This window comes from Actinomadura sp. NAK00032 (assembly GCF_013364275.1).
Classification (GTDB): Bacteria; Actinomycetota; Actinomycetes; order Streptosporangiales; family Streptosporangiaceae; genus Spirillospora.
The window spans coordinates 3,949,338-3,970,077 of the sequence record NZ_CP054932.1; the positions used below are offsets into that span (position 1 = coordinate 3,949,338).

A 20,740-nucleotide genomic window follows, 5' to 3' on the forward strand; every position below is an offset into this window, starting at 1 on the left:
CATGGCAGACGGCACGGGGGGCCGTAACGCCGCCCGCAAACTGATCGCCTCGCATCTGGTGAGCGGTGAGATGCGGCCGGGCGCCGAGATCGGGATCCGCGTCGACCAGACGCTCACCCAGGACGCGACCGGCACGCTGGTGATGCTGGAGCTGGAGGCGCTCGACCTGGACCGGGTCCGCACGGACGTGTCCGTCCAATATGTCGACCACAACCTGCTGCAGGCCGACGAGCGGAACATGGCCGACCACATCTTCCTGCGGTCCGCCGCCCGCCGGTACGGGCTCTGGTACTCCAAGCCCGGCAACGGCGTGTCGCACCCGACGCACATGCAGCGCTTCGGCGTGCCCGGCGCCACGATGGTCGGCTCCGACTCCCACACCTGCGCGGCGGGTTCGCTCGGCATGCTGGCGATCGGCGTCGGCGGGCTGGAGGTCGCGATGGCGATGGCGGGGGAGCCGCTGCACGTGACGATGCCGGAGATCTGGGGCGTCCGGCTGACCGGCGAGCTGCCGCCCTGGTGCAGCGCCAAGGACGTGATCCTGGAGATGCTGCGCCGGCACGGGGTGCGCGGCGGCGTCAACCGGATCATCGAGTACCACGGGCCCGGCCTCGCCGCGCTGACCGCGATGGACCGGCACGTCATCGCCAACATGGGCGCCGAACTGGGCGCGACGACGACGGTGTTCCCGGCCGACGGGCAGGTCCGCGCGTTCCTGCGCGCCGAGGACCGCGAGGACGACTTCACCGAGCTCACCGCCGACCCGGACGCGTCCTACGACGTCACCGAGGAGATCGACCTGTCCGCGCTGGAGCCGCTGATCGCCCGCCCCAGTTCGCCCGGCGACGTCGTCCCGGTGCGGGAGGCCGCGGGGGAGGAGGTCCACCAGGTCGTCATCGGCTCGTCGGCGAACCCCGGGCTGCGCGACTTCGCGTCCGTCGCGGCCATCGTGAAGGGCCGCCAGGTGCATCCGCGGGTGTCGCTGGACGTGAACCCGACGTCCCGGCAGATCCTCGTCGACCTCACCAGGATGGGCGCGACCGCCGACCTCGTCCAGGCCGGCGCCCGCATCCACCAGACCGGCTGCATGGGCTGCATCGGCATGGGGCAGGCGCCCGCGATCGGCCGCAACAGCCTGCGGACCATGCCGCGCAACTTCCCCGGCCGCTCCGGCACCAAGGACGACCTGGTCTGGCTGTGCTCGCCGGAGACCGCCGCGGCCGCCGCGCTCACCGGCCGGATCACCGACCCGCGCGACCTCGGCATGGACCCGCCGGCCGTCCGCCTCCCGGCCGCCTCCAGCGTCAACCGCGACATGCTCGAAGGGCCGCCGCCCGCGGACGAGGCCCGCCGCGTCGAACTGGAGAAGGCGCCGAGCATCGGCGTCCTGCCGGAACTGGACCCGCTCCCGGACGAACTGGAGATCCCCGTCGCCATCAAGGTCGGCGACGACGTCTCCACCGACGAGATCCTGCCCGCGGGCGCGCGGGCCCTGCCGTTCCGCAGCGACATCGCGCGGCTCGCCGACTTCACCTTCGTCCAGCTCGACGAGGACTACCCGGCCCGCGCCCGCGAGACCGGCCCGCACGCCGTCGTCGGCGGCCGCAACTACGGCCAGGGCTCGTCCCGCGAGCACGCCGCCATCGCGCCCCGCCACCTCGGCCTGCGGCTCGTCCTGGCCCGCGGGTACGCGCGGATCCACTGGCAGAACCTCGTCAACTTCGGGATCCTGCCCCTCGAATTCACCGCCGAGGACGACTACGACCGCGTGGAGCAGGGCGACGTGCTGCGCATGGAGAACATCCGGGACGCCCTGAAGGCCGGGACCGAGATCGACGTCCGCAACACCACCCGCAACGAGACGTACCGGGCACGGCACCGCCTGTCCCCGCGCCAGCGAGACCTGGTAGCCGCCGGCGGCCAGATCCCCCTCCTCCGCACCCGCCCCACCTGACCTGACGCCGTGCGTAGCGGCGTGGGGGGCGACCCCCACACCCCCGGGGCGTACTAACGGTCGTCCTCCACTCCGCTGGCGCTCCGTTCCGGACGCCGGCGTTTCATTGTGGGGGGCGACCCCCACACCCCCGGAGGGCTACTAACGGTCGTCCTCCACTCCGCTGGCGCTCCGCTCCGGACGCCCGTTAGTAGCGGCGTTCCTCGCGGCCGTAGCCGAGTTCTTCGGCTATGTCGGCGACGTTCTCGTATTCGCGCTTGGGGAGGGTCCGCAGCTGGTCGACGGCCTCGTCCGGGGCGCCGGCCTCGGCGGCGTGGCGGACCAGTTCGTTCGGGCGGGCCGGGTAGCGGACGCCGGTGAGCATCCGGGCGAGGGCGCTGCGGCCCTCCACGTCCTGGGCGCTCATGCCGGGCGGGGAGCCCTCGCGGTCCCCGGCGGCGGGCGCGTTCGGGTCCGCCGGGTAGTCGTCGGAGAAGGGCTCGGGCTCCTTGAACTCCTCGGCGTGGGTGGAGTGCCCGCCGCTGACCATGCCGTGCGTCTCGCGGCCGATCTCGTCATCGGCCCTCGGTCCGTGCTTGTCGCTCATGTCAGGCATGGGGAGAGCGTTCCCGGGCGGCCGTGTCCAAACATGCGGCCGATCTTGCGCGGCCCCGTGCCGGGCGGGACTACGACAGGCGCATCAGCCGCAGGACGCGCCGCACCAGCGAGTCCTCGGCGGGCTCGTCCGGCTTGTCCGCCGCGGCCTCCTCCTCGGCGGCGGGCGGTGCCGGGCGCGGCTCGGGCGGGGGTCCGGCCAGCTCGTAGTTGACCGGCAGCGACCGCAGGCCCCGCATGAGCGGGGACGACCGCCAGGGGAGCTGGTCGGCGGGCAGCGCGAGCCGTAGCGCGGAGAAGCGGTCGAACAGCCGCTCCACCGCGATCGTCGTGATGGTGGTGGCGAGGTCGCGGCCGAGGCAGGCGTGCGGGCCGGCGCTCCAGGCCAGGTGGGCGCGGGAGGAGTAGATCGAGTCCGGCGCCGTGGTGCCGGTGAAGGCGGGGTCCAGGTGCGCGGCGGCGGGCGACACCATGACCGGGTCGCCGGCCGCGATCTGGAACCTGCCGAGGCGGACGTCCGCCTTGGCCCACCGGAAGGACAGGTTGGCCATCGGCGGGTTCGCCGCCGCCGCCCGGTTGATCGCCTCCTGGATCATGCCGGCGGACATGCTGTCGCGGGCGCCGGTGTCGCCGATCAGCACCTCGGTGATGGTGTTGCAGATCAGCGTCCCGGTGACGTCGCCGACGAGGCCCGACAGCATCGCCATCTCGCGGGTGAGCTCCTCGGCGGTCAGGTCGGGGACGGCGGCGAGCATGTGGGACGGCAGGTCCGCGCCGGGGGAGGCGACGCGCGCCGCGCACACGTCCGCGAACCGGGCGATCATCCGCTCGGACGCCTCCTGCGCGTCCGGGCCGGCGTCCATCACCCGCCACAGGTCGATGATCATCTCGTCGTCGCCGTCCGCGGCGGTGCCGAGCAGCCGGCCGATCACCATCAGCGGCAGCGGGCGCGCGTACTGGGCGGACAGGTCGGCCCAGCCGGACGCGCCGCTCTCCGACAGCACGGTGATCAGCTCGTCGGCGTACCGGCGGACGGCCAGTTCGAGCGCCTTCGCCTCGGGCCGGGCGCGCTCCTGGAAGGGGCGCAGGCCCTCGCTCCAGGCGCTGCGGAGCCGGGTGGAGTCGGCGCCGTCGCGGAACGCCGAGTTGTCGGACAGGACCACCGGCAGCATCGGCCAGTCCGCCGGGACCGCACCGTCCCGGTACTGGCGCCAGTTCTCGACGCGCCGGCTCCAGACCGCGCGGGCGTCGCGCATGATGTCGAGCGTCTGCGCGTAGCCGATCACGAGCCATGCCGGGACGCCGAGGACGTCCACCGGCGCCACCGGTCCGTACTCCGCGCGCAGCCGCTCGTAGAAGACCGCGGGGCGGGACTCGTAGTCGCGGTTCAGCAGGGGCTGGACGGCGAGCGCCTCCAGCGGCGGGTGCGCGGGGGCGGGGTCTGCCTGCGGCGTCTGGGGCTCCACGTGCACAAACCATAGGAGAGATCGTTGGCCGCCGACATCGATTGCGTCGGAATCGCCCAAAATGATCTTTCGGACGGACCCGGATGGCCGATTCCCCTCGCGATGTGTGAGGCTGGAGGTGCCCCTAAGAGAGCTGGAGGTCCGCATGGCCGAATCGTCAGAGGAACCCGCCGAAGGCGAGGACGACGTCAAGCGCAGGTTCCGGGAGGCCCTGGAGCGCAAGCGCGGCGCGGCGGCCAAGAACGCCGGCGCGACCGGCAGGAACGGCTCGAAGGTGCGCGGCGCGCATGACCGCGCCGACCATCAGCGGCAGTTCCGGCGCAAGAGCGGCTGACCGCGACCCACCGTCCGACCCCCGCGCGATGCGCGGGGGTCCTTTGGTACGCCGGTCAGCCGCGGTAGAGCTTCTTGTCGTAGTTCGCCTCGGAGTAGTGGGTCTCCAACTGCTCCAGGCTCTCCTCGGTGTACTGGACGTCCTTGACGATCCGGGCGTGCGCCGGCAGCGACTCCGGGTCCCACGTCTCGGGCTTCCACACCTTGGAGCGCATCAGCGCCTTCGCGCAGTGGAAGAAGATCTGCTCGATGTCCACGATCAGGGCGAGCGCGGGCCGGTGCCCCCGGACGATCTTCTCGTCGAAGAACGGTGCGTCCCGGACCAGGGTGGCCCGGCCGTTGATCCGCAGGGTCTCGCCGCGCCCCGGCACCAGGAAGATCAGCCCGATGTGCGGATTGCTCAGCACGTTCATGAACCCGTCGGCGCGGCGGTTGCCGGGCCGGTCCGGGATGGCGATCGTGGTGTCGTCGATGACGTGCACGAAGCCGGGCGGGTCGCCCTTGGGGGAGACGTCGCAGTTGCCGTCGGCGTCGCTGGTGGAGATCAGGCAGAGCGGGGAGTGGGCGAGCCACTCCCGGTCCCAGGCGTGCAGGGTGACGCGCTCCTTGTCGATCGCCCGCCGCATCGGCGCGCCGAGCAGCTCGCGCAGCTCCGCCGGGGACGTGATCGCAGTGAACTCCGGGGCGACCGTCATCGCCGCTCCTTCCGCTGGGAGACCGGCGATCAGCGTAACCCGGCGGCGATCGGGCGCTTCCGGGCGGGTCAGCGCTTCGCGGCGTAGCGGCGGACGCCGCCCTCCTCGTGGACGTCGAGCACGCCGCGGTCGGCGAGCACGTCCAGGTGCGCCTCGATCTCCAGGACGGCCAGCATCCGGCTGAACGCGTCCAGGTCGGCGAGGCTGCGCCGGCGGCGGGTCCACGGCATCGCCTCGGCGGCCGCGAACGCCGTGTCGCGGCCCGCCCGCACCTGCGCGGCGGCGGCGTCGAGGCGCTCGGCGTGGTGCTCCAGCAGCTCGTCGACGCGGGTGTGCACGCTCGGCCTCACCGGGCCGTGGGCGGGCAGCAGCAGCGTGTCCGGCATGTCGCGGACGAGCCGCAGCGACTCCAGGTAGCTGCGCAGCGGCTTGCGCTCCGGCTCGGTCTCCAGCCCGATGGACGGCGTGATGTGCGGCAGGATGTGGTCGCCCGCGAACAGCAGCCCGGCGGCGGCGTCCCGCAGCACGATGTGGCCGCGCGTGTGCCCCGGCGTGGCGAACACGTCCAGGTCGCGGGCGGTGAGGCCGACGCGCTCCCCGTCGTCGAGCCAGGCGTCCGGCAGCGTGTGCGGGACGTCCCGCTCGGAGCGGTCCACCGGCATCCCGGCGATCTCGGCGGCCAGGGCGTCCGCGCCGCAGCGGCGCAGCATCTCGACCTGCCGGGGGTGCAGCCCCCGCCGGACGTCGAACGCCTCGATCGAGGGCCGCTCGCCGCGCCCGATCCGCACCCGCGTCCCGAACGACTCGCGCAGCGCGAGGGCCTGCGAGTAGTGGTCCCAGTGCGCGTGGGTGACGAGGAACTGCGCGACGTCGTCCAGCCCGTGGCCGAGGGAGCGGAGGGCCTTCTCCATCGTCGTACGCGTGTCGGGCATGGCCCAGCCGGAGTCCACGACGACGGGGCCGCCGTCGTCCTCGATCACGTAGACGTTGACGGCGTGCAGCGACGGGATGGGCAGCGCCAGGGGGATCCGGTGCACCCCGGGCACCACCGGATGGGCGCCCGGTTCGGTCCAGTCAGTCGGCTGCTCCACGACCGGTGCCGTCACCGCGCGCCCCCTCAGATCCTCGAATCACGTTCTACTTGAACCTACTCGATACCGGACGCGCGTCTCGCCGCCGGGGGCCCGGTCAGCCGTGCCGCGCGTCCCGGTCGGCGGCGCGGCGGGCCTCGGCGGCGGCCGTGCGGGCCTCGCGGGCGGCCTCCTCCGCGCGCGCCCGGTTCTGCTCGGCGCGCTCCGCCCGGCGGGCCGCGGCGTCCCGGTCGGCGGTCGCCCGCTCCAGTTCGCGGCGCAGCCGCCCGACCTCGGAGGACGCCGCGTCGGCCGCGCGCTTGGCGGCGTCCGCCCGCTCCGTGCGCTCGGCCAGTTTCCGGTCGGCCTCCTCGGCGCGCCCGCGCAGCGTCTCGGCGCGCCGCGCCCGCGCCGCGCTCGTCCGCGTCACGTTCGGCTTCGGCCGCTCGGGCTTCGCCTTCTCCTTCTTCCTCGGCTCGGGCGCCGGTTCGGGCTCGGGCGCCGGCTCCGGCTCCGCGCGCTGCCGCTCCGGCGGGGCCATGGGGAAGCCGGCGGGGACGAAACCGGTGTGGCTGCGGGGCTGCGGCAGCCGACCCGCCCGGACCTCGTCGGCGATCTCCGCGTCCACGGTGGCGGCCTGCAGCGTGTCCTCCACCTCCCGGACGGCCTGCTCGCGCAGGTCGCCGCCCGCCCCGGCCGCGAGGTCGCCCGCCGTCCGCACGAGCGAGGCGACCAGCTCGGCGCGGCGCTGCTCCAGGTCGCGCAGGCCCCCGCCGGAGCCCCACGCCGAGCGCAGCTCGGCGCCCACGTCCAGCAGCCGCCCCAGCTCCCCGGCGGCGGAGCGGCTGAGCAGGTTCACCGCCCAGGCCGACAGCGTCGGACGGCGCAGGGCGCCGATGCGCTTGGCGAGGGCGGCGTCGCCGGCGTCCCTGGCCTCCCGGGCGAGCCGCTTGCGCGTCTCCACGAACCGCGCGGGCGGGACGCCGTAGAGCTCGTCGGCCGCACTGCTGAAGTCCACGCCTGATCTCTACCCCGCACCGCGCCGCCCGGACCGGTCTGGACGGGGCGGGCTGGACGGGGCAGGACGCGCGACCTATACTCGCCAACGAGTATTCGTGGACGAGGAGAGCGGGATGGCCAAGCGGCGCAAGGTGGGCAACCTCCTCGGCCTCGCCGTGCTGTCGACGGTCTCCGCCAAGCCGATGCACCCGTACGAGATGGCCGCCGTGATGCGCGCCCGCGGCAAGGACCGCGACATGGACATCAAGTGGGGCTCGCTCTACACGGTCGTCGGCAACCTGGAGAAGCACGGCTTCCTGGCCGTCGAGGGCAGCGTCCGCGAAGGGGCGCGGCCGGAGCGGACCGTCTACCGCATCACCGACGAGGGCACGGCCGAACTCGCCGACTGGGTCCGCGAGCTGATCGCCGTGCCCGAGCGCGAGGTGCCGCGGTTCGAGGCGGGGCTGTCGGTCCTCGGCGCGCTCGGCCCCGACGAGGTCGCCGTCCTGCTGCGCCGCCGCCTCGACGCGCTGGAGCGGCGGATCACCGCCGACGAGGAGGCGCTCGCGGCCGCCGACGTGCCGCGCATCTTCCTGATCGAGGAGGAGTACGACCTGGCGATCAGGCGCGCCGAGGCCGCGTGGGTGCGCGGCTTCCTCGCCGAGATCGAGGAGGGCACCCTGCCGCACCTCGACCTGTGGCGCACGTTCCACCGGACCGGTGAGCTGCCGCCCGAGATCGCCGCGATGGCGGAGAGGGGAGCCCCCGAGGAGTAGCGCGGAACCAGGAGTAGCGCGCAAGCGGCCCGGCGGCGGTGCGGCAACACCGCCGCCGGGCCGGAGAACCCACCACCGAAGATCCGCACGGAGCGGGCCCTGGCGGCGAGCACGCATCTCCAGCCTATCCGGGCCCCCTCCGTCGAGCACGGAGGAACCATGGCGCACGCCATCGAGGCCGAGGGCCTCGTGAAGACCTATCCCGGCGACGTCCGGGCCCTGGACGGGCTGTCCATCACCGTCGGCCAGGGCGAGATCCTCGGGCTGCTCGGCCCCAACGGGGCCGGCAAGTCCACCACCGTCAAGATCCTCACCACGCTGATCAGGCCGGACGCGGGCACCGCCGCCGTGGCGGGCCACGACGTGCTGCGCCGGCCCGACCGGGTCCGCCGGCTGATCGGGGTCGTGGCGCAGAAGTCCGGCGCCGACCCCGAGGCGAGCGGCCGCGACAACCTCGTCCTTCAGGGCCGCCTGTACGGGCTGTCCGGCACCCGGGCGCGGCGGCGGGCCGCCGAGCTGCTCGCCCGCTTCGGCCTGGACGACGCGGCGGCCCGCCGCGTGAAGACCTACTCCGGCGGCATGCGGCGGCGCCTCGACGTCGCGCTCGGCCTCGTGCACCGCCCGCGGGTGCTGTTCCTCGACGAGCCCACCACCGGGCTCGACCCCGAGGCGCGCACCGCCCTGTGGGCCGAGATCGCCCGGCTCGCCGGCGACGACGCCCTCGCGATCCTGCTGACCACCCACTATTTGGAGGAGGCCGACCGGCTCGCCGGGCGGATCGCGATCGTCGACGGGGGCCGCGTCGCCGTGACGGGCACCCCCGACGGCCTCAAGGGCGAGCTGCGCGGCGACGCCGTGCACGTCGCGTGGCCGGAGCCGCCCCCGGAACCGCTGGTCCGGGAGGCGCTCGGCCGGCTCCCCGGCGTCCGCGAGATCGTCCTGGACGGGCCGCGCCTCAGCGCCCGCACCGGTGACGGCGCCGCCGCCGTCCCGGCCGTGCTCGCCGCCCTCGACCAGGCGGGCGTCCCCGCGGCGGCCGCGACCGTCGCCCGGCCCTCCCTGGACGACGTCTACCTCCGCTACGCCGGGCGCCGGCTGGCCGACGCCGAGCCCGCGACCGCGGGAGGCATCCGATGACCGCGCTGGTTTCCGGAACCTGGTGGATGACCCACCGGCGCCTGACGGCGCTGCTGCGCAACCCGGCCGTCCTGGTCATGACGCTGGCGCAGCCGATGATCTGGCTGTTCCTGTTCGGCGAGCTGTTCAAGCGGGTCGCCGAGCTGCCCGGGTTCGGCGCCCAGTCCTACCTGGACTACATCGTCCCCGGCGTCGTGGTCATGAACGCGGTGTCGCTGAACTCGTTCGCCGGGATGGCGACGATGGACGAGATCGAGCGCGGCACCCTCGACCGCTTCCTCGTCACCCCGGTGCGCCGCGGCGCGATCGTGCACGCCGGCGTCGTCGAGCAGGCGCTCAGCACGGCGTTCCAGTCGCTGGTGATCATCCTGCTGGGGTGGGCGGCCGGCGCCGACTACCCGGGCGGCGCCGCGGGCCTCGCCGTCCTCGTCGCCGCCTCGGTGCTGATCGGCATCGTCCTCGCGGCCCTGTCGAACACGCTCGCGCTGCTCGTGCGGGACCGCAACACCATCATCGGCCTGAACGTGATGCTGCTGCTGCCGCTCACGTTCCTGTCCTCGGCGTTCATGCCCGCGAACCTGATGCCGTCCTGGATCGAGCACGTGGCCGCCGCCAACCCGGTGAGCTGGGCGCTCGACACCGCCCGCGCGGCCCTGTCCGCCGACCCGGACTGGCCGTCGGCCGCCCTGCACGGCTCCTGGCTGCTGGCCCTGACCGCGGCGACGGTGGCACTGGCGACCTACTCGGTGAGGAGCTACCAGAAGTCCCGATGAGCCCACCCGTGCGCGGGCCCGGTCGTCGTCGCACGACCGGGCCACCGCCCGCCCCGGCGGCGCCGGGGGTCAGCGGGTGTCCAGGAAGTGGTCCAGGACCCGGGTGCCGAAGGCCAGGCCGTCGAGGGGGACGCGTTCGTCCACGCCGTGGAACATGCCGAAGTAGTCGAGGTCGGGGGTGAGGCGCAGGGGCGCGAAGCCGTAGCTGGTGATGCCGATGCGGTGGAACGACTTGGCGTCGGTGCCGCCCGCCATCACGTAGGGGACGGGGTGGGCCTGCGGGTCCTCGGTGCGCAGCGCCTCGGCGAGCGCGGTGAACGTCGGGCCGGCGGGGTCGGCCGCCGGGGCCTCCTCGTAGTTGAGGAACTCGCGGGTGACCCGGGGGCCGAGCAGCCGGTCGATCGTGGCGAGGAACTCCTCGCCGGTGCCGGGCAGGTAGCGGCCGTCGACCTGCGCGGTCGCCGTGCCGGGCACGACGTTGACCTTGTACCCGGCGTCCAGCCGGGTCGGGTTGGCCGAGTTGCGGATCGTCCCGGCGAACAGGTGGCCGGCCCGGCCGAGCCGCGCGGCCTCCGCGTCGAGGCGGTCGTGGTCGATGGTCGTGCCGAGCGCCTTCGCGAGCCCGTCCAGCAGGGCGCGGACGCCCGGCGTCAGCCGGACCGGCCACGCGTGGGCCGCCAGCCGCGACACCGCGTGCGCGATCTCGGCGACCGCGTTGTCGGGCGCGGGCTTGGACCCGTGCCCGGCGGTGCCGCGCGCCGTCAGTTTCATCCACGTGGTGCCGCGCTCGCCGGTCGCGACCGGGTAGATCCGCCGCCCGTCCGCCTCGACGCTGAACCCGCCGGACTCGCTGATCGCCTCGGTGCAGCCCTCGAAGACCTCGCGGTGCTCCCGCGCCACGTACCGGGACCCGTACTCGCCGGTGCACTCCTCGTCGGCGAGGAACGCCAGCACCAGGTCGCCGCGCGTGCGCCGCCCCTCGCGCAGCCGCCGGCGGACGACCGCGAGCGTCATCGCGAGGCTGCCCTTCATGTCGACCGCGCCGCGCCCCCACACGCACCCGTCCCGCACCTCGCCGGAGAAGGGCGGCACGGCCCAGTCGGCGGCGTCGGCCGGGACCACGTCCAGGTGCCCGTGGACCAGGAAGGCCGGATGCGACGGGTCGGTGCCGGGGACGCGGGCGAGGACGCTCGCCCGGCCGGGCGCCGACTCCACGACGCGCGCCCGCACGCCGGCCTCGTCCAGCAGCGCGGCGACGTGCTCGGCCGCCGGCCGCTCCGGACGGGCGTCCCCCTCACCCCGGTTGGTGGTGTCGAAGCGGATCAGATCAGCACAGATCCGGCCGGCCTCGGTGCCCGCTCCGTCGTCCATCGCACCTCCGATTCGGCGACGAGGCTTCATTTTCCCCGGGGACCCGCCCGTGTCAACGGAGTGGCGGTGTGTCGTACGGGGAATCGGAGATGCATGATCAAGAACGTCTCGATCCGGTTTCGACTCCGTCAGCGCTGTGTGCAAGACGTCACCGCGCGGACGACCCTGCGAACAATCGAGGTGCGGCGGGCGGCCAAGCGCCCGTGGACCGGGGCCGAGGAGGAGCATGACCAGCCAATGGGGTGTGCGGTGCCGATGGGGTATGCGGTGGAAGGTCGCGGGCGCCGTCGCGGTGGCGCTCACGGCGTCGCTGGGGCTGTCGGCCTGCGGCGGCGATGAGGCGGGGGCGAGCGACGGGACGTTCACCGTCGGGCACTCCGAGCCCGACCACCTGGTGCCCGCCAACACGACCAGCAGCTACTCCTTCGACGTGATCACCGAGCTGTTCGACAACCTGATGACGCTCGACGGCGGCGGCAAGGCGGTGCCGCTGGCCGCGGAGTCCGTCACCTCCGGCGACCAGAAGGTCTGGACGGTCAAGGTGCGGGCGGGGCAGAAGTTCCACAACGGCGAGCCGGTGACCGCGCAGAGCTTCGCGGACGCGTGGAACAACGCGGCGTACGGCCCGAACGCGATGAGCGCCAACTCCTACTTCTCGTACATCAAGGGCTACGAGGAGATGAACCCCGAGGACGAGAACGCCAAGCCGAAGGCCGAGACGCTGTCGGGCCTGGAGGTCGCCGGCCCCGACACGCTCAAGGTCACGCTGAACGCGCCGTTCAGCCAGTTCCCGCTGCTGCTGACGTACCCGGCGTACGCGCCGATGCCGAAGGCCGGGCTGAAGGACCTGAAGGCCTTCGAGGAGCACCCGATCGGCAACGGCCCGTACCAGATGGACGGGAACTGGGAGCGCAACAAGCAGATCAAGCTGGTCGCCTACCCCGGCTACGCGGGCCCGCGCAAGGCGAAGAACAAGGGCGTGACCTGGAAGAGCTACTCCAACGCCGACACCGCCTACACCGATCTGCGGGCGGGCCGGATCGACGTCCTGCAGACGATCCCGTCGGCGAAGGTCCCCGAGGCCAAGCGGCTGCTGGGGGACCGGTTCCTCGCCCGGAAGATGAGCACCACGGACTACCTGGGCTTCCCGGTGTTCGACAAGCGGTTCGCCAACCCGGACCTGCGCAAGGCCATCTCGATGGTCATCGACCGCCAGGGCATCAACAAGGCGGTCTACAACGGCGACTTCTTCCCCGCAGACTCGCTGATCCCGTCCATCATCCCCGGCCACCGCGACAACGCGTGCGGTGAGCTGTGCGCCTACGACCCGGCGAAGGCCAAGCAGCTGTTCGACAAGGCCGGCGGGTTCAAGGGGACGATGGAGCTGTACTTCTCCAACGCCCAGCCGACCTACGCGCAGTGGATGCGGATCATCGCCAACTCCCTGCGCGACAACCTCGGCATCACCGACGTCCAGTTCCGGCAGGTGCCCGCGTCCGACTACTTCTCCATGCTGCGCGAGCGCAAGGAGAAGGGCCCCTACCGGCAGAACTGGGAGGCCGACTACCCGAGCCCGCAGAACTACCTGGAGAACATGTGGGGGTCGGCCGACAACCGCATGGGCTGGAAGAACAAGGAGTTCGACGACCTCATCGCCAAGGCCAACCGGACCGCCGACCAGCAGCAGGCCCTCGCGCTCTACAACCAGGCCGAGGACATCGCGATCCAGGAGATGCCGATGATCCCGCTGTGGACGTGGGCGGGCCAGGGCGGCCGCTCCAAGAACGTCGAGAACGTCACCATCACGCCGTACTCGACGGGCCTGGTCGCCACCGATGTGACGGTGAAGTAACCGGCGATGTGGAGGTACGTCCTACGGCGGCTCTTGCAGGCGGTCCCCGTCTTCTTCGGCACGACGCTGCTCATCTACGTGATGGTGTTCGCGCTTCCGGGCGACCCGATCCAGGCGCTCGCCGGGGACAAGCCGGTCCCGGACAACGTCCTGCAGACGCTCCGGGACCGGTACAACCTCAACGACCCGCTGCTGGTGCAGTACGGGAAGTACATGTGGGCCCTCGCCCAGGGCGACCTGGGCGAGAACTACACCGGCCAGAGCGTGTCGGAGATGCTCAGCGGGCGGTGGACGGTGACCGCGCGGCTCGCCCTCACCGCCTGGATCTTCGAGCTGGCCATCGGGATCGCGCTCGGCGTGTGGGCGGGGCTGCGCCGCGGCCGGTTCGCCGACACCCTCGTCCTCGGCGGGACGACGCTGGTGATCGCGGTGCCCGTGTTCGTCCTCGGGTACGCCGCGCAGCTGCTGTTCGGGCTGCACTGGCAGATCTTCCCCACGGCCGGGACGGACGAGGGCTGGCCGGTGAGCTACCTGCTGCCGGGCATCGTGCTCGGTTCCCTCGGCCTGTCGTACGTGGCGCGGCTGACCCGCACGAGCCTGTCGGAGAACCTGCGGGCCGACTACGTGCGCACCGCGAACGCCAAGGGGCTGTCGCGGGCGCGGGTGGTCGGCCGGCACGCGCTGCGCAACTCGCTCATCCCGGTGGTGACCTACCTCGGCGTCGACTTCGGGAACCTGATGGGCGGCGCGGTCGTGACCGAGGGCATCTTCAACCTGCCGGGCATCGGGCAGCAGGTGTTCCAGTCGATCCAGCTGAAGGAGGGCCCGGTGGTGGTCGGCGCGGTCACCGTGCTGGTGCTGATCTTCCTGCTGGTCAACCTGGTCGTGGACCTGCTGTACGGGGTGCTCGACCCGCGGATCAGGTACGAGTGAGGCGCGCATGACGATCAAGGACGCCGGCCCGCCGGGCGCCGAGCCCGAACCGGTACCCGACGCGGCGGGGACGCTCACCGCGGACACGGGCGCGGCCGGCACGAGCGCGGCGGCGGTCGCCGCCGCCGGCGGCGGGATCGGCCGGGCGTCGCTGTGGGACGACGCGTGGCGCGACCTGCGCCGCCGCTGGGTGTTCTGGATTTCGGTGGCGATCCTGGCGCTCGTCGCGGTGATGGCCGTCCTGCCGCGGCTGTTCACCGGCACGGACGTCAACCAGGGCTGCGATCCGAACGCCGCCAAGGCCGGGCCGTCCGGCGGCCACTGGTTCGGCACCGACCTCGCGGGCTGCGACTACTTCGCGCACGTCGTGCACGGCGCCCGCCCGACGCTGCTCATCGGCGTCGCCGTCACCCTGTTCGCGCTGCTGATCGCGATGGTGTTCGGGCTGCTGTCCGGGTACTACGGCGGGATCCTGGACGCGGTCATCGCGCGGCTCACCGACGTGTTCTTCGGGCTGCCGTTCGTGCTGGGCGCCACGGTGATCCTGGTGGCGTTCCCCTCGCACGGCGTGTGGGCGATGACGCTGGTGCTGGTGCTGCTCGGCTGGACGACGATGATCCGCATCATGCGCGGCCAGGTGATCTCCGTCCGGGACCACGACTACGTGCAGGCGGCGCGGCTGCTCGGCGCGTCCGACGCCCGGATCATGGCGCGGCACATCCTGCCGAACGCGATCGCCCCGGTGATCGTGGTCGCCACGCTCAACATCGGCAACGTGATCGTGCTGGAGGCCACGCTGGACTTCCTCGGCGTCGGCCTGCAGTACCCGGAGGTCTCCTGGGGGCTCCAGCTGAACCAGGCGAAGGACTCCTTCATCGACCACCCGCACCTGCTGGTCTTCCCCGCCGTGTTCCTGTCGGCGACGGTGCTGAGCTTCCTGATGCTCGGCGACGCCGTCCGCGACGCCCTCGACCCGAAGCTGCGGTGACCCGAATGCTCACGGATGTGAAGGACGACGCGCCCCCGGCACCACCGCCGCTGCTGAGCGTCGACGACCTGCACGTGGTGTTCCGCGTGCGCGGCCGGGACGTGCGCGCGGTGAACGGCCTGTCGTACACCCTCGACGAGGGCGAGACGCTCGCGATCCTCGGCGAGTCGGGGTCGGGCAAGAGCGTCGCCGCGCAGGCGGTGATGGGCATCCTCGACTCCCCGCCCGCCAGCGTCGAGCGCGGGTCGGTGCGGCTGCGCGGCGAGGAGCTGCTCGGCCTGCCCGAGCGGCGCCGCCGCGGCTACCGCGGCGACCGCGTCTCGATGGTCTTCCAGGACGCGCTGAGCGCGCTGAACCCGGTGTTCACGGTCGGCGACCAGCTCCGCGAGATGTACCGGGTGCACCGCGGCCTCGGCCGGCGGGCCGCCCGGGACAGGGCCGTCGAGCTGATGGAGCGGGTGCGGATCCCCTCGGCCGCCAAGCGGCTCGGCGACTACCCGCACCAGTTCTCCGGCGGCATGCGCCAGCGGATCATGATCGCGATGGCGCTGGCGCTGGAGCCGGAGGTCCTGATCGCCGACGAGCCGACGACCGCGCTGGACGTGACCGTCCAGGCGCAGATCATGCGGCTGCTCGCCGGGCTCCAGGAGGAGCTGCGCATGGGCATGGTGCTGATCACCCACGACCTCGGCGTCGTCGCCGGCGTCGCGGACCGCATCGTCGTCATGTACGCCGGGTCGGTCGCCGAGCAGGCGCCCGCCCGCGCGCTGTACGCGCGGCCCGCCCACCCCTACACCAAGGGCCTGCTGGCGTCGGTGCCGCGCCTGGACCGGCGCGGCGGGCCGCTCGTCCCGATCAAGGGCGCGCCGCCCGACCCGGCGGCGCTCCCGCCCGGCTGCCCGTTCCAGCCGCGCTGCCCGCGCGCCGAGGCGGTCTGCGCGGCGGAGCGGCCGCCGCTCACCGAGGTCGCGCCCGGCCACGCGGCCGCCTGCCATTTCGCCGCGGAGGTGCACGGTGCCGGACCCGAGTGAACCGCCGATCCTCCAGGTGGAGGGGCTCGTCAAGCACTACCCGGTGACCCGCGGCGTGGTGCTCAAACGCGCGATCGGGCACGTCAAGGCCGTGGACGGCGTCGACCTGGAACTGCGCCGCGGCGAGACCCTCGGCATCGTCGGCGAGTCCGGGTGCGGGAAGTCGACGCTGGCGAAGCTGCTGCTCGCCGCCGAGCGGCCCACCGCCGGGACGGTCCGCTTCGACGGCCGGGACGTGTTCGCGCTGCGCAGGGCCGAGCTGCGGGCGCTGCGCCGCCGCGTCCAGCTGGTGATGCAGGACCCGTACTCCTCGCTCGACCCGCGGATGACGGTCGGCGACATCGTCGGCGAGCCGTTCGCGATCCATCCGGACGCCGCGCCGAAGGGGGAGCGCCGCGCCCGCGTCCAGGAGCTGCTGGAGCTGGTCGGCCTCGACCCGGGGCACGTCAGCCGGTACCCGCACCAGTTCTCCGGCGGGCAGCGCCAGCGCGTCGGGATCGCCCGCGCCCTCGCGCTGCGCCCCGACGTGATCGTGTGCGACGAGCCGGTGTCGGCGCTGGACGTCTCCGTCCAGGCGCAGGTGATGAACCTGCTCGCCGAGCTGCAGCGCGAGCTGGGCCTGGCGTACGTGTTCATCGCGCACGACCTGGCCGCCGTCCGGCACATCTCCGACCGCGTCGCCGTGATGTACCTCGGCAAGGTCGTGGAGACCGGCGACGAGACGCAGATCTACGAGCACCCGACGCACCCGTACACGCAGGCGCTGCTGTCGGCCGTGCCGGTGCCCGACCCGGACGCGCCCGGCTGGACGGGCCAGATCCGGCTGGAGGGCGAGCCGCCGTCGCCGCTGGACCCGCCGTCCGGCTGCCGGTTCCGCACTCGCTGCTGGAAGGCCCGCGACGTCTGCGCCGACGAGGCGCCCGCGCTGGAGGAGCGCGACGGCTCCGCCCATCCCAGCGCCTGCCATTTCGCGTCCGAGGCCGCGCTCACCGAACGAACCTGACGGTCGTCCTGAGGCCCGGCCGATGTGTCCGTAGGCTGGGGGCATGGCACGCAAGCGCAGGCACGACCCCCCGCCGCGCACGTACCGCATCGCGGGCGGTGAGGCCGAGCTGCTGCGCGACGCCGACCGCGACGGCGGCTGGATGCTGCTCGTCGGCGGGGTGCCGCAGTCCTACGTTGACCTGTCCGACCCCACCCATCTCGACTTCGAGTACATGCGGCTGATCGGCGACGTGGTCGACTGCGCCGGCCTGGACGGCGAGGCGCTCGACGCGGTCCACGTCGGCGGCGCCGGCTGCACGCTGCCCCGCTACATCGCCGCGACCCGGCCGGGGTCGCGGCAGGTCGTGCTGGAGCCGGACGCCGAGCTGGTGCAGCTCGTCCGGGAGCGGCTGCCGGTGAAGGGCGTCCCCGGGCTGCGGATCCGCGTCACCGACGGGCGCGCCGGCATCGCGGCGCTCGCCGACGACGCCGACGACCTGGTGGTGATGGACGCGTTCGCCGAGGCGTCGATGCCGCCCGAGCTCGCCACCCGCGAGTTCGTGCTGGACGCCGCGCGGGTGCTGCGGCCGGGCGGCGTCTACGTGGTCAACGTCGCCGACGGGTTCCGGCTGCCGTTCGCGCGCCGGGTGGCCGCCACGGTCCGGTCGGTGTTCCGGCACACGCTGCTGCTCGGCGACCCGGGAGTGCTGCGGGGCCGCCGGTTCGGCAACCTGGTCGTGGCCGGGTCGCAGGCGCCGCTGCCGGCCGCCGAGCTGACCCGCCGCGCGGCGGGCGGCATCGTCCGCGCCCGGGTCGTGGAGGGCGGCGATCTCGCCGCGTTCTGCGCCGGCGCGGCGCCGCTGCACGACGGCGAGGAGATCGTCGCGCCCGTCCCGCCGCCGCAGGTCTTCGGGAGTTCCTGACCGATCAAGGAGGCACCATGATCCTCGTCACGGGGGCGAGCGGCACGCTCGGCCGGGTCGTCGCGCGGCGGCTGGCCGAGGCCGGCGCGGACGTGCACGGGCTGAGCCGGCGGGAACGCGCCGCCGAACCGGGCATGACCTGGCACAAGGGCGATCTGTGGAAGGGCGAGGGCGTCGCCGCGGCGGTCGCCGGCGCGGAGACGATCGTGCACTGCGCCAGCGACCCGTTCCATCCCAAGCGGGACCTGCCCGCCGCCCGGCGGCTGGTCGAGGCCGCGCGCGGCGAGGGCGCCCCGCACCTGGTCTACATCTCGATCGTCGGCGTCGACAAGATCCCCTACGGCTACTACCGGACGAAGCACGCCGTGGAGCGGCTCCTGGAGGGCTCCGGCCTGCCGTACACGATCCTGCGGGCCACCCAGTTCCACACGCTGCCCGACGCGGTCTTCAACGTCCTCACCAAGATCCCCGGCGTGGCGGTGGTGCCGAGGGGGCTGCGCGACCAGCCGGTCGACGTCGCCGAGGTCGCCGGGCGGCTCGCCGACCTGGCGCTCGCCGCCGGGCCCGCGCGGCGGGTCGAGGACATGGGCGGCCCCGAGGTGCTCACCGTCGAGGAGATGCTCGGGGACTACCTGGCCGCGCGCGGCCTGCGGCGGCCCCTCACGGTGCCGCTGCCGCTGCCCGGAAAGGTCGGGCGCGGGTTCCGGGAGGGCCACCACCTGGTCCCCGGCCACGCCGACGGAACGCGCACCTGGAAGCAGTTCCTGGAGGAGGCCCACGCGCGGAATTGAGGACGGGTCCGCGCGCCCGTATCGGCCGCATCCGGCCGTCCGATGTCCCATAATCGAGCGATGGAGTCGTCCACCCGAATTCTCATTCTCGGCATGGAATCGTCGGGGAGAATTCTCCAGTTCGAGCGCAACGCCGCCGCCGTGCTCTCCCGGAACGCGGACGACCTGCGGGGCGCCTACCTGGACGAGGTGATCCCCGGCGCGCGGGAGCCGCTGCTGGAGGCGCTGAAGGCCGGCCGGGAGCGCACCGCCATGCTCGCCGTGGAGACCCCGGCGGGTGGCACGCTGGACGCGGTCGTGACCGTCCACCCGATGAGCGGCGGCGCGCCCGACGTCCCGGGCCTCGCCGCGCTCGCGGTGATCCGGGTGCCGGTGCCGCTCGCCGACCGGTTCGTCGACCCGGCCGTCATCCGCCGCGCGCTGCTGGACGACGCGCTGCCCCGCATCGGTTCCCTCGACCTGGAACTGCTGGCGCGCGGCCTGATGGACGTGCTCGTCCCGCACTTCTGCAACTCGGGCGCGCTGCTGCTGGCCGAGAGCCACATCGACGCCGACGAGCCGCCGGAGGGCCCGGACGGGCCGCAGCTGCGCCGGATGGCGATCGGCTTCGACGACGAGGACCCGGCCTGGGACGCGACGTTCCCCAGCGGCGAGTCGCTGGTCTACCCGCCGGGCACGCCGCACGCGGAGTGCCTGGAGTCCGGTGAGCCGGTGCTGCGCGCCCTCGGCGGCGAGGGCGCGGCCCGGCTCGCGGGCGCGTGGCGGCGCCCGCCGGTGGCCGAGCTGCTCAAGGGCGCGTCGATGCTGTTACTCCCGATCACGTCCGCGGCGGGCGTGCTGGGGTTCTTCGTCTGCACCCGCAACGCGGCGCACCGGCCGTTCGACGCCTACGACGTCGAGATCGGGATGGAGTTCGCGAACCGGGCGTCGATCTTCGTGGAGAGCGCCCGCCAGTACTCGCGGGAGCGCGCGACCGCCCTCACCCTGCAGCGCAGCCTGCTGCCGACGGGCCTGTCGGCGCCGTCGACGGTCGAGGTGCACCACCGCTACCTGCCGGGCAGCCGCCGCATCGAGGTCGGCGGCGACTGGTACGAGTCGATCGCGCTGCCCGGCGGCCGGGTCGCGCTGGTGGTCGGCGACGTCGCCGGGCACGGCGTCAAGGCCGCCGTCACGATGGGCAGGCTCCGCACCGCCATCCACACCCTCGCCGGGCTGGAGCTGCCGCCCGCCGAGGCGCTGGAGCGCCTCGACTCGCTGATGCGGACGCTCGGCGAGCGCGAGCCGCACTTCGCCACCTGCGCCTACGTCGTCTACGACGCGGTCACCGGCCGCTGCGAGGTCGCGAGCGCCGGGCACCTGCCGCCGCTGCTCGCCCCGCCCGGCGCCGAACCGCAGTACCTGCCGGTGCCGCCCGCGCCGCCGCTCGGCGTCGGCGGCGACGGCCCGATCGTGACCCGCGAGTTCACCGTCGAGGACGGCACGCTCCTGTTCCTCTACACCGACGGGCTGGTGGAGAACCGGGCCCGCGACATCGACGACGGGCTCGCGCGGCTGCTCGCCACGTTCGGGCCGGGCGCCGCCGCCCGCCCGCTGGACGACCTGTGCCAGGCGGCCCTCGACGGCGTCTACGACGACGAGCACCGCGACGACATCGCGATGCTGGTGGCGCGCCTCGCCCGCATCCCCGACGACCACCACGCCACCTGGGAGCTGCCCGCCGAGCCCGCCGCCATCCGCCGCGCCCGCGGCCTCGTCCGCGACCGGCTCGCCCGCTGGGACCTCGACGACCTGACCCACAGCACCATGCTGCTGGTGTCGGAGCTGGTCACCAACGCGATCCAGCACGTCGGCGGGCGCGTCACGCTGCGGCTGGTGCGGGAGGGCGGCCTGGTCTGCGAGGTCGCCGACTCCTCCGACGGGCGGCCCCGCATCCGGCTGCACGACGACGAGGACGACGCGCTGGAGTCGGGCCGCGGCCTGCACGTCGTGGGGCGGCTGGCGCAGCGCTGGGGCGTGCGGCGCACCGCGGGCGGCAAGGTCGTCTGGTGCGAGCAGGAGCTGTCCTGACGC

19 protein-coding genes are annotated in these 20,740 nt (G+C 73.6%); 13 read left to right on the top strand and 6 right to left on the bottom strand.

Annotation, left to right across the window (positions count from 1 at the left end):
* Position 1: 1 nt before the first annotated feature.
* On the top strand, positions 2-1,954 hold the full coding sequence (locus HUT06_RS18430; RefSeq protein WP_176196869.1) for an aconitate hydratase: 1,953 nt from the start codon (positions 2-4) through the stop codon (positions 1,952-1,954).
* Positions 1,955-2,141: 187 nt separating this feature from the next.
* On the opposite strand, the gene HUT06_RS18435 is transcribed toward HUT06_RS18430, so the two are convergent.
* The gene (locus HUT06_RS18435) at positions 2,142-2,540 is read right to left on the bottom strand and encodes a DUF2795 domain-containing protein (protein ID WP_254715254.1); all 399 of its coding nucleotides are present in this window, start codon (positions 2,538-2,540) and stop codon (positions 2,142-2,144) included.
* A 79-nt stretch (positions 2,541-2,619) separates the two neighbouring features.
* Complete coding sequence (locus HUT06_RS18440; RefSeq protein WP_176196871.1) at positions 2,620-4,014, bottom strand: cytochrome P450; 1,395 nt, start codon at positions 4,012-4,014, stop codon at positions 2,620-2,622.
* A gap of 145 nt (positions 4,015-4,159) precedes the next feature.
* Here HUT06_RS18440 and HUT06_RS18445 point away from each other — a divergent pair, with 145 nt between their 5' ends.
* A complete protein-coding gene (locus HUT06_RS18445; RefSeq protein WP_176196872.1) occupies positions 4,160-4,348 on the top strand; it encodes a DUF5302 domain-containing protein in 189 nt (62 codons plus the stop codon).
* Positions 4,349-4,403: 55 nt separating this feature from the next.
* Here the strand turns inward: HUT06_RS18445 and HUT06_RS18450 are convergent, their stop codons facing one another.
* The 3 genes from HUT06_RS18450 to HUT06_RS18460 form a co-directional block, all read right to left on the bottom strand.
* Positions 4,404-5,042, bottom strand: a complete 639-nt coding sequence (locus tag HUT06_RS18450; protein ID WP_176196873.1) for a pyridoxamine 5'-phosphate oxidase family protein — start codon at positions 5,040-5,042, stop codon at positions 4,404-4,406.
* Positions 5,043-5,110: 68 nt separating this feature from the next.
* The gene (locus HUT06_RS18455; RefSeq protein WP_176196874.1) at positions 5,111-6,148 is read right to left on the bottom strand and encodes an MBL fold metallo-hydrolase; all 1,038 of its coding nucleotides are present in this window, start codon (positions 6,146-6,148) and stop codon (positions 5,111-5,113) included.
* Between the two features lie 82 nt (positions 6,149-6,230).
* Complete coding sequence (locus tag HUT06_RS18460; protein WP_176196875.1) at positions 6,231-7,130, bottom strand: hypothetical protein; 900 nt, start codon at positions 7,128-7,130, stop codon at positions 6,231-6,233.
* Between the two features lie 97 nt (positions 7,131-7,227).
* Between HUT06_RS18460 and HUT06_RS18465 the strand changes: the two genes are divergently transcribed.
* The 3 genes from HUT06_RS18465 to HUT06_RS18475 all read left to right on the top strand — a co-directional run bounded on the left by HUT06_RS18465 (position 7,228) and on the right by HUT06_RS18475 (position 9,797).
* Positions 7,228-7,887, top strand: a complete 660-nt coding sequence (locus HUT06_RS18465) for a PadR family transcriptional regulator (protein ID WP_254715255.1) — start codon at positions 7,228-7,230, stop codon at positions 7,885-7,887.
* Between the two features lie 159 nt (positions 7,888-8,046).
* Positions 8,047-9,024 carry an ABC transporter ATP-binding protein gene (locus HUT06_RS18470; RefSeq protein ID WP_176196876.1) on the top strand — a complete coding sequence of 326 codons (978 nt, stop codon included), beginning with the start codon at positions 8,047-8,049 and terminating at the stop codon, positions 9,022-9,024.
* The gene (locus tag HUT06_RS18475) at positions 9,021-9,797 is read left to right on the top strand and encodes an ABC transporter permease (protein WP_176196877.1); all 777 of its coding nucleotides are present in this window, start codon (positions 9,021-9,023) and stop codon (positions 9,795-9,797) included. The genes HUT06_RS18470 and HUT06_RS18475 overlap by 4 nt, the downstream gene beginning before the upstream one ends.
* Positions 9,798-9,866: 69 nt before the next feature.
* Here HUT06_RS18475 and HUT06_RS18480 read toward each other — a convergent pair whose 3' ends face one another.
* The gene (locus tag HUT06_RS18480; protein ID WP_176196878.1) at positions 9,867-11,168 is read right to left on the bottom strand and encodes a M20/M25/M40 family metallo-hydrolase; all 1,302 of its coding nucleotides are present in this window, start codon (positions 11,166-11,168) and stop codon (positions 9,867-9,869) included.
* Positions 11,169-11,394: 226 nt separating this feature from the next.
* On the opposite strand from HUT06_RS18480, the gene HUT06_RS18485 reads away from it, so the two are divergent.
* From HUT06_RS18485 to HUT06_RS18520, 8 genes are read left to right on the top strand one after another with little or no spacing between them, the layout of a single operon-like run.
* On the top strand, positions 11,395-13,020 hold the full coding sequence (locus tag HUT06_RS18485; protein ID WP_176196879.1) for an ABC transporter substrate-binding protein: 1,626 nt from the start codon (positions 11,395-11,397) through the stop codon (positions 13,018-13,020).
* Positions 13,021-13,026: 6 nt separating this feature from the next.
* The gene (locus tag HUT06_RS18490) at positions 13,027-13,953 is read left to right on the top strand and encodes an ABC transporter permease (protein ID WP_176196880.1); all 927 of its coding nucleotides are present in this window, start codon (positions 13,027-13,029) and stop codon (positions 13,951-13,953) included.
* 7 nt (positions 13,954-13,960) lie between these two features.
* Positions 13,961-14,941, top strand: a complete 981-nt coding sequence (locus HUT06_RS18495) for an ABC transporter permease (RefSeq protein ID WP_176196881.1) — start codon at positions 13,961-13,963, stop codon at positions 14,939-14,941.
* A 5-nt stretch (positions 14,942-14,946) separates the two neighbouring features.
* Complete coding sequence (locus HUT06_RS18500) at positions 14,947-15,972, top strand: ABC transporter ATP-binding protein (RefSeq protein ID WP_176196882.1); 1,026 nt, start codon at positions 14,947-14,949, stop codon at positions 15,970-15,972.
* Complete coding sequence (locus tag HUT06_RS18505; protein ID WP_176196883.1) at positions 15,956-16,975, top strand: ABC transporter ATP-binding protein; 1,020 nt, start codon at positions 15,956-15,958, stop codon at positions 16,973-16,975. The genes HUT06_RS18500 and HUT06_RS18505 overlap by 17 nt, the downstream gene beginning before the upstream one ends.
* 43 nt (positions 16,976-17,018) lie before the next feature.
* Positions 17,019-17,879, top strand: coding sequence for a spermidine synthase (locus tag HUT06_RS18510; RefSeq protein ID WP_176196884.1), 861 nt, complete (start codon positions 17,019-17,021; stop codon positions 17,877-17,879).
* 17 nt (positions 17,880-17,896) lie between these two features.
* Positions 17,897-18,670 (top strand): SDR family oxidoreductase, encoded by a 774-nt coding sequence (locus HUT06_RS18515; RefSeq protein WP_176196885.1) that lies wholly within the window; start codon positions 17,897-17,899, stop codon positions 18,668-18,670.
* A gap of 60 nt (positions 18,671-18,730) precedes the next feature.
* The gene (locus tag HUT06_RS18520) at positions 18,731-20,737 is read left to right on the top strand and encodes an ATP-binding SpoIIE family protein phosphatase (protein ID WP_254715256.1); all 2,007 of its coding nucleotides are present in this window, start codon (positions 18,731-18,733) and stop codon (positions 20,735-20,737) included.
* The last annotated feature ends 3 nt before the right edge of the window (positions 20,738-20,740 follow it).